We start from the raw sequence: 13,128 nt of genomic DNA on the forward strand, positions 1-13,128 counted from the left end.
TCAGATACTCGCGCCCACCGCAACCCTCTCCCGCCAACCCCGTGAGCAGTTACGTGTAAGGAGCGTTCGGCAGCAGCCTATACCAGCCGTCGGTCTCCGTTTCGGCGACATGCTCTACATGTGGCTCCATAATCGACCAGATGTGGTGACCCAACAGGGCATCTGCGTCGGTGAAACCAAAAAGACGAAGTTTCTCGGGAAGGTCGATGTCTCCGATCTGTTTGTCGCCAAACATTACGTTCTCTTCCCCGCCCATGCGTCATGGTTTAGCCGATTACGGTTAAGCTCGTGTTGACGAGGCTGGAACCTGGCACCGGCACTGCGACGATCGTGACGCACCTTTGGCCATTGTCAAACCACGAGGTAAGCGATGCTGCGGAGGCTGCTGGTGCTTGCGAATTTGTCCGGCTCGTTCCTGTATGCGCTCTTGTCTGACTTCCGACATGGAGGTCAGACGGTCAGAAACTCGCGTTCAGGCACCTCGACCAACAGCCAGCCGAATGCCCAGCCATGGTCCCGGGCAGCAGCTTGAGCGGCGTCGAACGTCTGCCGGCCCCGCTCCAGCCGCGTTCCGCCCTGCTGCATGGCGGCCTCGTTCTCGGCGAGGTTCTTCGACCCGGTGTCCTCCTCGCCCAGCAGCAGCGTGATGGGCCGGGCAAGGTACTCGCGCAGCAGCACGTCGCCGTTCTTCAACCTACCGAACCCGTAAGGCGCGTCTTCGGTCGTGCTCGTTAGGACATAGGTTGACGGGTTGGCGATCAGGATGCGCACGGCCCCGCTCTGCGTGTAGGCCGCCACCCGGCTGAGGAACTGTGCGCCAGCCGAGTGCCCCGCCAGATAATAAGGTAGCCCATCGTACCCGCCTGATCCTGAATTGCGTTGACCATCCGCGCGACCAGCCCGACCGTCCAGGTCCGTTCCGGTTGAAACACGCCATGGTCCACGACGCCGCCGCGCTGGTAGCGCCAGGTCGGGAACCGGCGCTCGTCGAAAACGGTGCGGCGACGAACAGGCAGAACCGGTCAGCGAGCGGCTTGGCGTCGTCGCGGTATCCGTCGGCGTTACGGTTCCAGCCATGAAACACGACCAGCGTGCCTCGGATCGTGCAACCGGAAAGACGGTAGGTGAACATCGTGAGCTTGGGTCCGCCGGTATCGACGCCGATCCGTCCCAGTCCGCTCGGGGCGGGTAAGGTGATCGCCGGGGGAGCGGCCGATTGAACTGCGAACCACGAACTGCTCCTGGCGACGGCGATGTTGTACTCGGGCGCGGTGAGGCCCGATAGATGATCGTCATGGGCCAGCATGCCGTGGGAGCGCGGCCAAGAGGAGGACAAGCTCATGGCAAATTCGGTGCCGATCGGGATCCCCGTCGAGGAACTGCGACCGACCCAGATGACCGTCGGGCTGCGAGAGGTCGAGCAGAAGCGGCGGCACTGGCGCGAGGCGGACGAGGCCGGGCGCTCCCGCCTGCTCCGCCGCCATGTGCTGCCGGCGGTGATCGGTCCCAAGGATCGGACCTACATCGTCGACCACCATCATTTCGCGCGGGCGCTGCTGGAGGAGAAGGCCGGCGGCGTCGCGGTCTACATCCTGACCGATCTGTCCAGCCTGGCCCGCCGCGAGTTTTGGACGTTCCTCGACAACAGCGCCTGGTGTCACGCCTACGACGCCAAGGGGCGCCGCTGCGAGCTGGAGGCGATCCCCAAGCACCTGTCCGACCTTGCCGACGATCCCTACCGCAGCCTGGTCGGCGACCTCATCCGCGTGGGCGGGGTCGCGAAGAGCGGCAAGCCGTTCGCGGAGTTCCTCTGGGCTGACTTCCTGCGTCACCGTGTCGACCGCGAGCTGGTCGACGACGACCCCGCCAAGGCGCTCGCGGCGGCGTTGGCACTCGCAAAGGGCGACGCTGCGGCCAGCCTGCCTGGCTGGTGCGGGCAGAACCGGGCCGGGCTCTGACTGAGAAGACCGGCTCCCCTTCGGGCAGCGGCTGGGACGGGGAGGGGGATCAATAGAACTGCTTCACGCCCTTAGCCGGTCAGCACGACGCGTAAGTTCCTCGGACCAGCGGGATCGACAAAAGGGTTGATCGCACATGTTCGGGCGCAAGATCCGGGAAGCAGCGGCGAGGCCCGGCGGCTAAAGGAAGGATACGGTAGGAGCGACGGCATGGACGATAACAGGGCCGCGCCGACGATGGGCGCCACCGAATGGACGTTGATGCTGGTCCTGTCCGTGCTCTGGGGCGGATCGTTCTTCTTCTACAAGGTGCTCGTTGCGCAGGTGCCACCGTTCACGGTGGTGCTCGGCCGCGTCGGACTGGCCGCGGTGATGCTAAACCTCCTGCTGATCATCCGCCGCGATCCCGTGCCGCGCGACCTCGCGCTCTGGGGCAGGTTCATCATCCTGGGTTTGCTCAACAACGTCGTGCCATTCACGCTGTTTGCGTTCGGCGAGACGCGCATTTCCAGCGGTCTTGCCTCCATCCTCAATGCAACCACGCCGCTGTTCGGCGTGGTCGTCGCCCACCTGTTCACCGCCGACGAGCGGCTGAGCTGGGGCAAGGCGGCGGGCGTGGCGTTCGGCCTCGCGGGCGTCGCCGTGCTGGTCGGCCCGGACGCGCTGCGCCACGCCGGCAGCGGCGACCTGCTTGGCGAGGCGGCGTGTCTGGGTGCGGCGCTCACCTACGCGTTCGCCAGCCTCTACGGACGTCGGTTTCGTGGTTTGCCGCCGCTCAAGGTCGCGACCGGCCAAGTGACCGGCAGCACGCTGGTGCTGATTCCTCTATCGGCGGCGTTCGATGCGCCCTGGACCCTCCCCATGCCGGACGCGACCGTGTGGCTGGCGTTCGCTGGCATCGCGCTGTTCAGCACGGCATTCGCCTATGTCCTCTACTTCCGCATCCTCGCCACCGCAGGCGCCACCAACCTGCTGTTCGTCACGTTCCTGCTGCCGGTCAGCGCAATCGGTCTAGGGGTCGCGTTCCTCGGCGAGGCGGTGAGCGCACGCACGCTCGCCGGCATGGCGCTGATCGGGCTCGGTCTCGTCGCGTTCGATGGTCGGCTCGCGAAACGGCTACGCAAAGGCGGCTACTAAGCAGGCCTGCAGGACCAGGCGCTCACGCTGAACGGGTGTCCGGTTCGCGAATACGACTGAGCGGCGCTGAACGTCCAGAAGTGGGTCTTTTGTTGTTCTTCAGCTTATTGCGCCCGGCCGCCGCCACGAGCGCCCGCGTCGCCTCTGATCTCGGAAAACTGGTGGCCTCCGCGTCCGGCATAAATGGAGTGCCAGCGCGCTGGTTCGGGGGTAATGGACTGAGGTTGGAGGCGCAGGGTTGCGATGGCACGGACAGTCGATCTCCCTCCGCGAGGAAACCCCCATCTTCGTCTCGTCACCGACAGTCCGATCCCATCGGTGATCAGCGATCCGCGGTTGTCGGATAACCCGATCGTCGCCTGCAACGCCGCCTTTTGCGAACTGACCGGTTACCCGGCCGACGAAGTGATCGGGCGCAATTGTCGATTTCTGTCAGGTCCCGCGACGGAGCCGTGGCTGACCGAGGAGATCCGGCGCGGTGTGCGCGAGCATTGTCCCGTCCTGGTTGAGATCCTGAACTACAAGCGCAGCGGGCAGCCATTCCGCAATGCCGTCCTCGTGGCGCCAATCTACGACGAGCAGGATGCGCTGTTGTACTTCCTGGGATCGCAGCTCGAGATTGACGCCGATGCCTCTGTGTCCATTGGCATGCGGCGCATTCATGCAGCCGAGGCGGTGAAGGCGCTCTCGCCGCGGCAGGGACAGGTGCTTAGGCTCGTGGCAAAGGGACTGCTCAACAAGCAGATCGCCGCCGAACTCGACCTGGCGGAGAAGACAATAAAGATGCATCGCGCGATCATGATGGACCGGTTGGGCCTGAGCACCACCGCCGACCTGATCCGCCTCGCGGTCGAAGCCGGATTTTAGAACGGCATACGGTACAAGGTCCGTATCGGGCTTGCTCTTCGTAGGGCTTATCACTCTGTAGCGCTACAGCGGCATGGCCGTTCTTAGTCTCGCCTCAGGCGTCCGGTCTGGCTCCCGCCCAGCGAGGTGCCGCTGTGACGCCTAACCGGGGGCCGTCGATCGTACCGACGATCGAGCGACTTCCGCCACCTGCTCGACCGGGTAATCGCGCCGCGGTCGACCGCGACGGAGACATCGATGGAGATCGTCACCCCCTTCCAGTTCTCGCTGGTTTACAACGCGTTCTCCTTCACATTGGCGACCATGGGCGCGGCGACTGCGTTCCTCTGGCTCAGCCGCTCGCAGGTCGCGCCGGCGTACCGAACCGCGCTGACCATCTCTGGATTGGTCACCGGCATTGCGGGCTATCATTATTTCAGGATCTTCGAGAGCTGGAACGAAGCCTACACGCTCAAGGACGGCATCGTGACAGCGTCAGGGTTCGCGTTTAACGACGCTTACCGGTACGTTGACTGGCTGCTGACGGTGCCGCTGCTGCTGGTCGAGCTGATCCTCGTCATGCGGTTGTCGCGCGAGGAGACGACGTCCAAGGCGATCCGCCTCGGGTCTGCGGCGGCGCTGATGATCATCCTCGGCTATCCGGGCGAGATCGCGGGCGACATTCCGACTCGCGCATTGTGGGGCACGCTGTCGTCGATTCCCTTCGTCTTTATCGTCTGGGAGCTTTTCCGCGGGCTGGGCGATTCGATCAAGAAGCAGCCGGCCGACGTTCAGCCGCTGGTACGCGGGGCGCGGCTGCTGACCTTCGCTTCGTGGGGGTTCTATCCAATCGTCTATATGGTGCCCTATGTCGGACTGACCGGTGGTACGGTGACCACGACGATCCAGATCGGCTACACAATCGCTGACATCGTTGCCAAGGCCGGACTCGGCATCCTCATCTTCCTTATCTCACTTCGCAAGTCGGAGGCCGAAACGGGTTGGCTGACGGCTCAATCTGCTTAATCCACCCGAGGTGATGACAAAATTGATCGATTACGCGCTTTGCCGTGACTCAGAAGCGCGCGGCGATGTCGTCTATCCGGCGTTCTGGATCGCTGCAGTCGCGCTTATCGGAGCGGCAGTGCTTCGCGTACCTTTGGCGGGCTCTTTGACAGTGATTGCGGCGACCGTCGTGTTCATCGGCGGTGGGCTGCCCCATGGTGCCTATGACATCGCACTGCTCCGGCGCGCGTTGGCGCTCGACCGCTCTGCACTCGCGCTGGCGGTCGGCGGCTATGTCGCGGTCGCGATCGCTATGGCGGCGATGTGGTTCACGGCACCGCTGCTCGCACTCGTCCTGTTCCTAGCAGTGGCGACAGTGCATTTCGGCGAGGACTGGGCGATGCTCGACGAGCCGTTCCTGCGCGTCGCCGCCGGGGCCGCAGTGATCGCCGCACCGACGATCGGGCATCCGGCTGCCGTCACAGCGCTGTTCGTCGCAATGAGCGACGGGCGTGCGGCTACGATCGCCCGGATCGTCGCCGCCGCCGCTCCGGTCGCGGTGCTGGTGACCGCCGTTGGCATTGCCGTCGCGTGGCGAGAGAAGAGCCATGCTTGGGCCGGCGCGACGGCGTTGTGCCTTATCCTGTTGCTGATCCTGCCGCCCGTGGCTGGCTTTGCGCTGTTCTTCGTCTTCCTGCACTCGCCCCGTCATATCGCCGAGGCCCGCTCCGCGCTAGGTGACATGACGCGCGCACGCTGGTTCGCGACGGGCGCGCTGCTATCGGGCGCGGCGATTGTCGGCTGGTGGGGACTAGAGATGCTCTCCCCCAAAGCAATCGGCGCCACGATAGCGGCTCGCGCGTTCCAGTTGCTTGCCTCGGTGGCTGTGCCGCACCTGCTGCTGTCACGCTGGTTAAATGCGCGGGTGAACCGACCGGTGGCTGCCCATGCTATTCCCGCGCATCAAGGACTACAAATCAAATGACCCGTCGTTCGGCTATCGTCATCGGCTCTGGCATCGGCGGAATCGCGTGTGCGATCCGTCTGCAAAGCTTGGGGTTCGACACGCGTATCGTCGAGCAGCTCGGCGGTGTCGGTGGGCGGGCTTATGTCCGCCACGCGGAGGGGTTCACGTTCGACATGGGGCCGACGGTTCTGACGGTGCCGCATTTCATCGAAGAGTTGTTCGCGCTAGAACGCAACAAGCCGATGCTGTCGGAGCCCGACTTTCCGCCCGAACTGCTGGGCGAGGGGCGCGCGATTCGATCGGGTATCAGCGGCGGCCCGCACACCAGCCGCTATCTGGACATCGTGCCGGTGCTGCCCTTCTACCGGATCTATTTCGACGACGGCACCTTCTTCGACTACGATGCCGATCCGGTCAATGTGCGCGCGCAGATCGCCCGGCTCGCGCCTGAGGATCTCGATGGCTACGAGCGGTTCCACGAGGCGGCGCGCGCGATCTTCCAGCGCGGCTTCCTCGAGCTGGGCTACACCTTCTTCGGCAATGTCGGATCAATGCTGCGGGTGCTGCCCGACCTGCTCAAGCTCGGCGCGATTCAGCCACTGTTCTCGCTCGTCAGCCAGTATTTCAAGAGCGACAAGATGCGGCAGGTGTTCAGCTTCGAGCCGCTGCTGATCGGCGGCAACCCGCTAAAGGTGCCGGCGATCTACGCGATGATCCATTTTGTCGAGAAGACCTGGGGCGTCCATTACGCGATGGGCGGCACCGGCGCGCTGGTGCGGGCACTGGTCCGCAAGTTTGAGGAGCTGGGCGGATCGGTCCAACTCAACGCGGAAGTGAAAAGCATCGACGTCGAGCGACACGGGCGGCGCCGTGTGGCGACGGGAGTGACGCTGGCGTCCGGAGAGACGCTGGCGGCGGACCTCGTCGTCTCGAACGCCGATTACGCGACGACCTATCTGCGGCTGGTCGACAAGTCGCACCGACGCATCAATCGCGATTCACTCGTGAAGTTTCGTAAGCAGAGCATGTCGCTGCTGGTGATCTACTTCGGCTTCGCGATGCGCGACGGCGATCCCGATCTACGCCACCACAACATCATCCTAGGCCCGCGCTACGAGGAGCTGTTGACCGAAATCTTCGACCGCAAGATCCTGGGCGCAGATTTCTCCCAGTATCTTCACCTCCCGACGATCACCGATCCGAGCATGGCCCCGCCTGGCCATCACGCCGCCTACACGCTGATCCCGGTGCCCAACAATCAGAGCGGGATCGACTGGGACGCGGTCGGCGAGGGTTTCGTCGACAAGGTGCTGCGCTTCCTCGATGAGCGCGGCTATATCCCGGGGCTCAGCGAGCGGCTGGTGTATCGCAGCTTCGTCACGCCTGATTATTTCGAGCAGGTGCTGGGCTCGCATGTCGGCAACGGCTTCGGAGTGGAGCCGCGGCTGACGCAGACCGCGTTCTTCCGCCCGCACAATCGCAGCGAGGACGTGTCCAATCTGTATCTGGTCGGGCAGGGCACGCAGCCGGGCGGCGGCACGCCATCGGTGATGATGTCGGCCAAGATAACCGCGCGGGAAATCGCGCGGGATTTCGTGATCAATCATCGGACCGTAATGGAGGGTACCGCCTAGAGCAGATTCCGTTCAGTATGCATCGTAGCCGGCGGCGGCGAAGTAGTTGGCGCACTCTGCTGGTGTGAAGGTATCGATGGCGGCGCCGATCGCGCGGGAGAGGTCATCGACGGTGCGTGCGGCGGCCTTGCGCAGAAGCGCCTTGAGCTTGGCAAAGGCGTTCTCGATCGGGTTGAAGTCGGGCGAGTAGGGCGGGAGGAAGAGCAGCCGTGCGCCCTTCGCCTCGATCGCTCCGCGCGCGGCGGCGCTCTTGTGAGCAGGTAGGTTGTCGAGGATCACGACGTCGCCAGGCCTGAGCGTCGGGGCGAGAGCTCGGGCGACCCAGGCCTCGAACCACGTTTCCGGTCATCGGCCCATCGATCACGAGCGGCGCGGTCATTCCCGAAAGCCGCAGTCCGCCAACGAAGCCTGTCCTGAGCGAAGTCGAAGGGGTGGTCGTCATCCAGTGACCGTGGGGCACGGCCATGCGAAGCCGCTCGCCGCGAGGAGCGCGTCCGTATCGGCGCGCCATCCCTTCGACTTCGCTCAGGACAGGCTTGGTGCTGGCGCCGGTCTCGTCCACGAAAATCAATGCTTCGGGATCGAGGTCAAGCTGGCCGTCGAACCATGCCTCGCGCGCGCTCAGCACATCTGGACGATCCTGCTCTTGCGCAGCCGGCACGACAGGTCGAACGACGCCACCGCGGACTTGCGGCCGAACAGGTCCACCATGTGGCTCGCCGCCGTCTTGGCGCCGGACAGGAAGCGATGGCGGGCGAGCACCCCGTAGAGAAGCTCGCCCTCGATCGGCACCGGGAAGCAGCCGACGGTCACGACGCCACGATCTCGTCGGGCGCAGCGCCGCAAGCACGTCCTCGGCCGAGCCACCTGCCGAGGCGGCCACGGCGTGCATGCTGTCCGGCGGCAGATCCCTCTTCGGCTTCTGCGGCTTGCGGACCTTCTCGGGCTTCGGGGCGGGCTCGGCAGCGAGCAGGTCGTTCACCGTCTCGACCATCGCCATCATGTCGTCCACGCCGACCCGGACCTCGGCCTCGGCCACCACCCGCTCGACGACCTCCGCCGCATGGCCGCGCTGGACGAGGCTCGCCTTCAGCTTCAGCCAGGGCGCGTCCTTCGCGTCCTGCTCGGCATTGGCGATGCGCTGCTTCAAGTCGCGCAGATAGCGCAGGTCGCGCATCGACTTGCTCGTCTCCTGGCAGAGCAGGCGCTCGATGTGCTGATGCAGCGGTTCAAGATCGGCATAGGCGTCCGGGAGACGATCTACACGCTACGGACCAAGCTGACACGCGGCCGGTTCACCGCGGTGTTCCTGCTGCAGGTCATGGAGGCGCTAAGCGCCACGACCATCGACCTCGATGAGACGCTTGTGGACCTGGCAAGCTGAGCCGAGGCGGACATGCCCCGCCAGCTTCGCTATCCAGTCTAAGCCGAGGACGGCCAGGCACCCCGCCGCCGCCGCGAAATTGTGCTACTTGTCCAATCCGTCGCTGGACGCCATATTGCGGACAGAAAGGACCAACTATGGCCGCAGCTCTCGCCGCACCCGTTCGACGCGCCCGCAGCGCCCCCCAGGACGGGGGACTGAGGGGCCGTGCGCTAGCGGCACTGCACGCCGCGGTCGCGCGCGCGGTCGAAAGCGCCAGCGACGAGACGCTGGAGGCAATCATCGGCGCGGCTGGAGACCCCGCCCAGGCGCTCGCCGTCGCGCCGCGGGATCTGGCACCCGTACCGCCCGAGCGCCTCGTCGCGGAGCGCGCGGCCAAGGCCCGCACCGTCCACTTCCGCGCCGAGCTGACCGCCAAGGCCGGCGGCATGCTCGCGCGTTCCGACGTCGCCGACCTGCTCGGCGTTGGCTCCGCCGCCGTCGACAAGCAGCGCCAGCGCGGACAGATTCTCAGCGTTCCCTACGGCACCGACATCCGCTTTCCCGCCGCCCAGTTTAGGGACGGTCGCGCCGTGCCCGGCCTCAAGCCCATCCTCGCCGCCTTCGGCGACATGAACTCGTGGGGCCAGCTCCAGCTGCTGGTCGCGCCGCTTGAGGGCTTCTCGGACGAGCCCGCCTCGATCCTCGACCTGCTCGCGGCCGGCGTGGATGCCGAGACGCTGGACGAGCTCGCCGGGCTCGCGCGCGGTTGGGCAGCTTGATCCACCCATGCCCCCGCTCAAGCCGCACGTCCTCGGCGCGGGCACGGTCCTGCACCGCATCCACCGGCTGATCCACGGACCGATCTTCTTCGGGCCGCCCAGCGCCAGGCCCGAGCAGCGCTTCGACGACCCGGAAGGCGTCTTCAAGGTGCTCTACCTCGCCTTCCGGCTGGACACGGCCTTCGCCGAGACGCTGGTGCGCGTGCCGACCGCAGCCAACGTGCTATCGACTGAGGTGCTGGCGCGCGGCGAAAGCGAGATCGCGACCACCCGACCCGTCCAACTCTACCCGTTGAACGCCCGGCTGTCGGCACACCGCCTGACGCTCGCCCAGGTGACGAGCAGCCGACACCGCGTGCCGCAGCGGCTAAGCCGCGAGATCCACGAGGCGCATCCGACCGTCGACGGCATCTTCTACAGCTCGCGCTTCGACGGCGGCCACTGCGTCGCGCTGTTCGACCGGGCTCGCGATGCGATCGCGACTACCGCAATGACCGGTCGCCCGCTCACCCCCGAACTAGCCGCCAGGATCGCCAGCCAGCTCGGCAAGAACTACGTCGAACCCTGAAGGAAGGTCCCCGTCATGGCCGCAACTCAACGCGATTACACCCTGCGGGAAGCGTCCAACCTGATCTGCGCTGAGGACCAACCGACCATCGAGCGGTTCGTCGACTTGGCGATCAGGACGAACGAGCACCTGCCCAGTCCCGAAATCTTCAAGATGAGCACGAACAGCGCCTTCTCGGGCGTTGTGCAGATGCGGCATTGGAAGGGCGTGCCGACCGACGTCCTGCGCGGCTGGTCCGACTGGAAGGTCGGATACGAGGCGCTGCGCGAGCGCAATCCCCGCCTTGACTGGCCGAGATGCTCGGCACGATCAGTGAGGTGGTCGACTCCAGCTCTTGGCCGGATGGCTACGAAGACAAGCTCAGGGACTGGGTCGACCGGGGCGGACGCCTGCCGTGGCCTCGGATGCTCGGCCCCTGGGCGGACGCTGAGCTCGACGACGTCTTCTACGCGCGCCTCCGTCACCTCCGCCGCGAACGGGCGGGTGGATCTACTATGACCACGTGCTCGGGCGTTCGACATTCGAGACGGACAAGAAGCACGCGATGCACGAGGAGCGGCATCGCGACGCGCACAGTGGCGATCCCGAGCCCGATCACAGCCCGTTCGGGGTAGGACCCTCCGGCGAGCTCCGCCCCGCTGGCCCCGTCGCGGCGGCGCGCATCACGATGCTCATCGCGACCGGGGAGATCGACGAGCGCGGTGCGGCCGATGAGACGACTAGGGCCGTGCTAGACGACGCGGAGGCGACGCCCGAGCAGCGCCGCGCCGCCTGGACGCTCCGGCGTGAACGCAACCTCGACGACCTCAGCGACTTCGCCGGCCTGTGGGATAGCCTTCACGCCTGGGGCCGAGGCGGGGTCAACTACCGCGAGGTGATGGAGCGCTGCGGGCTGGGCACTATCGAGGAACTGGTCGGCGCCGCGCTGAACAGCGGTGAGCCGTTCCACGACATGACTCGCGAGGAGGGCACGATCGCCCTCGTGGAGCGGATCAGGCGGGAGCACCTGACCCAACAGGACTAGATGGCCGCGAACGCCATCCTCATCCGCCGCGGCATCGGACTGGTGGACATCACCGGCCTGCGCGGAAACGAGCTGCTGGCGCGCATTACGACCATGCCGCGCTGAACCCTTCCGCCGGAAAACTTTCCAGACGGCCATGTCGCACGCAGGAGGTTTCCATTGTCCGGTGGAAATCTTCTTTGAACGCCTACAGTATGTGCTCCCGTCGCGACCGATGTTTCTCGCGATCCCGGCCATGCTCCGGCACGGGGTCGGGTTCTGGACGGCACTGGCGCTCAGCTGACTGCTTACCATCGCGCTCTACTCCGCGACGGTGTGGGTCGGGGCGACTCGGGCTGCCGCTCTAGCCGCGTGGAGGCATGGATCCAGCGAGCCGGAGAACTTCCCGGCGCGCCCTGCCGCTCGCCTCAGGTTTTGTTGTTCGGCGGACGTCTTTTTTTACTTCCTCAAAAACTCCGTCGTCGCGAACGATCAGCACCCTCTCCTTAGCCGACCGTAAAGCGGTTGCCGTCAACATCGACCAAGATGACGATCGATTCGCTAGCGCCAGCGCCCGCTCGGGTGCCCAGCCTGCCGACCCTGTATGAGGACGAGCTACTATATCGCCTCGTGGCCAGGTATGACTTTATGACCGGCTACCCCCGTGCGGCGTCGGCCAATCTCGACCTGTTCGCGAGCGAGGCGAGCCAAGCCGCGTCACGGCTGCCCACCGGCCTCGCCGCGCTGGCGGCGAGACTCCCCGCGCATCTCGATCTCACCGGCGACGACTTGGCCCGACGCCACACCCTGCTGCCCTACCAGTGCGCGTTCCTCCCCCAAGAGGCGAAGGAGCGCGCCTTCTCGCAGGCGCTGGCCGACGGGCGCAAGCGGGGCAGGCCGGTGTGCGGCGTCCAGAAGCCGCTGCCCAGTCCGACGCGGCTACGGTTCTGCCCGGACTGCATCCACCAGATGACAAAGGACAACCAGGACCTGCACTGAAAGCGGGTCCACCAGCTCGCGATCGTCGCGGTATGCCCCGAGGACGAGTGCGGTCTCCGCCAGAGCGAGGTGGCGCCCGGCCCAGGGACACGAACCTCCATCCAGCGAGCCTCGCGCTCTCCGGACCGTGCGGACCGTCCCTGATACCGATCGGGGCCAAGGTGAACCGGGACGCGCTGCTGGAACTCGCGCGCGACGCGCGAACCCTGCTCCACGGCGGCTACCCCGAAGGCATGACCCGGAGCAGCGGCAAGGGCTACGCCCAAATGTTTCGCGATCTCGGCTATGGCCGACGCAGCACGCTCAATTGGTCAAAGGTCGCACCTGCCATCCAGGCCGCCGTGGCCGACATCCAACCGGCGTTGCCTAGCCTTGCCGCATTCGACGACGGACCCGACGGTTGGTTCGTGACGTCGATGAGATCGCAACAGCCGGGACACGCCGACCGCATCCCGCGCTTCTGGGCCGCCCTAGACCAGATCACGGGGAAGCCGCTGCTCACGCTCGACGCCGCCTGACGCCCAAGCGAAGAAGAACTATGTTCGACGGCCAACGACTATGTTCGACGCCGCCGACCGGTCAAGCGCCGGCTCGCGCCTGACAGCCAAAGAGTATTACTCTCGACGAACTATGGAACCGACCTGTCCGAGACAGGCGCGCAGAGGGCGGCCTATAGGCATGGGCGAAGAACTATGTTCGACCTACACAAAGGCTTCCGTCGTGAAAACCCGCGCAACGAAGCGATCGTAGCCAGCTTAGCGGGCCTAGTAGCTCAGTTTGATTGGGATGGGCAGCCTACTAGTGCTTGGTTAGAGGTGGCTCGGTTTGTCTGCACAGGCTCGCGGCTTGGATAAGTGGATTGCCGC

At 65.6% G+C, this 13,128-nt stretch carries 16 protein-coding genes and 1 pseudogene; 14 read left to right on the forward strand and 3 right to left on the reverse strand.

Annotation, left to right across the window (positions count from 1 at the left end; all coding sequences use genetic code 11):
* The coding region (locus tag ACFE65_RS16250) for a hypothetical protein (RefSeq protein ID WP_375383408.1) at positions 1 to 295 on the forward strand (295 nt) is incomplete at its 5' end.
* A gap of 155 nt (positions 296 to 450) precedes the next feature.
* Here ACFE65_RS16250 and ACFE65_RS16255 read toward each other — a convergent pair.
* The gene (locus ACFE65_RS16255; protein WP_375383409.1) at positions 451 to 771 is read right to left on the reverse strand and encodes a hypothetical protein; all 321 of its coding nucleotides are present in this window, start codon (positions 769 to 771) and stop codon (positions 451 to 453) included.
* 569 nt (positions 772 to 1,340) lie between these two features.
* Between ACFE65_RS16255 and ACFE65_RS16260 the strand changes: the two genes are divergently transcribed.
* The 6 genes from ACFE65_RS16260 (at position 1,341) to crtI (ending at position 7,547) form a co-directional block, all read left to right on the forward strand.
* Positions 1,341 to 1,958 carry a ParB-like protein gene (locus ACFE65_RS16260; RefSeq protein WP_375383410.1) on the forward strand — a complete coding sequence of 206 codons (618 nt, stop codon included), beginning with the start codon at positions 1,341 to 1,343 and terminating at the stop codon, positions 1,956 to 1,958.
* A 210-nt stretch (positions 1,959 to 2,168) separates the two neighbouring features.
* Positions 2,169 to 3,095, forward strand: coding sequence for a DMT family transporter (locus ACFE65_RS16265; RefSeq protein ID WP_375383411.1), 927 nt, complete (start codon positions 2,169 to 2,171; stop codon positions 3,093 to 3,095).
* Between the two features lie 243 nt (positions 3,096 to 3,338).
* Positions 3,339 to 3,962, forward strand: a complete 624-nt coding sequence (locus ACFE65_RS16270) for a LuxR C-terminal-related transcriptional regulator (protein WP_375383412.1) — start codon at positions 3,339 to 3,341, stop codon at positions 3,960 to 3,962.
* Between the two features lie 237 nt (positions 3,963 to 4,199).
* Positions 4,200 to 4,967, forward strand: a complete 768-nt coding sequence (locus tag ACFE65_RS16275) for a bacteriorhodopsin-like (protein WP_375383413.1) — start codon at positions 4,200 to 4,202, stop codon at positions 4,965 to 4,967.
* A gap of 151 nt (positions 4,968 to 5,118) precedes the next feature.
* Positions 5,119 to 5,931 carry a beta-carotene 15,15'-dioxygenase, Brp/Blh family gene (locus ACFE65_RS16280; RefSeq protein WP_375383423.1) on the forward strand — a complete coding sequence of 271 codons (813 nt, stop codon included), beginning with the start codon at positions 5,119 to 5,121 and terminating at the stop codon, positions 5,929 to 5,931.
* Positions 5,928 to 7,547 (forward strand): phytoene desaturase family protein, encoded by a 1,620-nt coding sequence (gene crtI, locus ACFE65_RS16285; protein WP_375383414.1) that lies wholly within the window; start codon positions 5,928 to 5,930, stop codon positions 7,545 to 7,547. The genes ACFE65_RS16280 and crtI overlap by 4 nt, the downstream gene beginning before the upstream one ends.
* Positions 7,548 to 7,559: 12 nt before the next feature.
* Here the strand turns inward: crtI and ACFE65_RS16290 are convergent.
* Together ACFE65_RS16290 and ACFE65_RS16295 are read right to left on the reverse strand one after the other, a co-directional pair.
* Positions 7,560 to 8,199: pseudogene (locus tag ACFE65_RS16290) on the reverse strand (IS630 family transposase); the annotation flags it as partial.
* Entirely contained in the window at positions 8,169 to 8,360 is a 192-nt protein-coding gene (locus tag ACFE65_RS16295; RefSeq protein ID WP_375383415.1) for a hypothetical protein, read from the reverse strand. The gene ACFE65_RS16295 and the pseudogene ACFE65_RS16290, both read right to left, overlap by 31 nt.
* Positions 8,361 to 8,610: 250 nt before the next feature.
* Here ACFE65_RS16295 and ACFE65_RS16300 point away from each other — a divergent pair, with 250 nt between their 5' ends.
* The 7 genes from ACFE65_RS16300 (at position 8,611) to ACFE65_RS16330 (ending at position 12,780) form a co-directional block, all read left to right on the forward strand.
* On the forward strand, positions 8,611 to 8,931 hold the full coding sequence (locus tag ACFE65_RS16300; RefSeq protein WP_375383416.1) for a DUF6471 domain-containing protein: 321 nt from the start codon (positions 8,611 to 8,613) through the stop codon (positions 8,929 to 8,931).
* A gap of 137 nt (positions 8,932 to 9,068) precedes the next feature.
* Complete coding sequence (locus ACFE65_RS16305) at positions 9,069 to 9,692, forward strand: hypothetical protein (protein ID WP_375383417.1); 624 nt, start codon at positions 9,069 to 9,071, stop codon at positions 9,690 to 9,692.
* Positions 9,693 to 9,699: 7 nt separating this feature from the next.
* Positions 9,700 to 10,260 (forward strand): RES family NAD+ phosphorylase, encoded by a 561-nt coding sequence (locus tag ACFE65_RS16310; RefSeq protein WP_375383418.1) that lies wholly within the window; start codon positions 9,700 to 9,702, stop codon positions 10,258 to 10,260.
* 15 nt (positions 10,261 to 10,275) lie between these two features.
* A complete protein-coding gene (locus ACFE65_RS16315) occupies positions 10,276 to 10,758 on the forward strand; it encodes a hypothetical protein (protein WP_375383419.1) in 483 nt (160 codons plus the stop codon).
* Between the two features lie 4 nt (positions 10,759 to 10,762).
* Positions 10,763 to 11,284: a hypothetical protein gene (locus ACFE65_RS16320; RefSeq protein WP_375383420.1), complete on the forward strand. Its 522-nt coding sequence runs from the start codon at positions 10,763 to 10,765 to the stop codon at positions 11,282 to 11,284.
* Between the two features lie 525 nt (positions 11,285 to 11,809).
* The gene (locus ACFE65_RS16325) at positions 11,810 to 12,262 is read left to right on the forward strand and encodes a TniQ family protein (RefSeq protein WP_375383421.1); all 453 of its coding nucleotides are present in this window, start codon (positions 11,810 to 11,812) and stop codon (positions 12,260 to 12,262) included.
* A gap of 161 nt (positions 12,263 to 12,423) precedes the next feature.
* A complete protein-coding gene (locus tag ACFE65_RS16330) occupies positions 12,424 to 12,780 on the forward strand; it encodes a hypothetical protein (protein WP_375383422.1) in 357 nt (118 codons plus the stop codon).
* Positions 12,781 to 13,128: the final 348 nt, after the last annotated feature.

Origin of the sequence: uncultured Sphingomonas sp. (assembly GCF_964237335.1) — a bacterium.
GTDB lineage: Bacteria > Pseudomonadota > Alphaproteobacteria > Sphingomonadales > Sphingomonadaceae > Sphingomonas.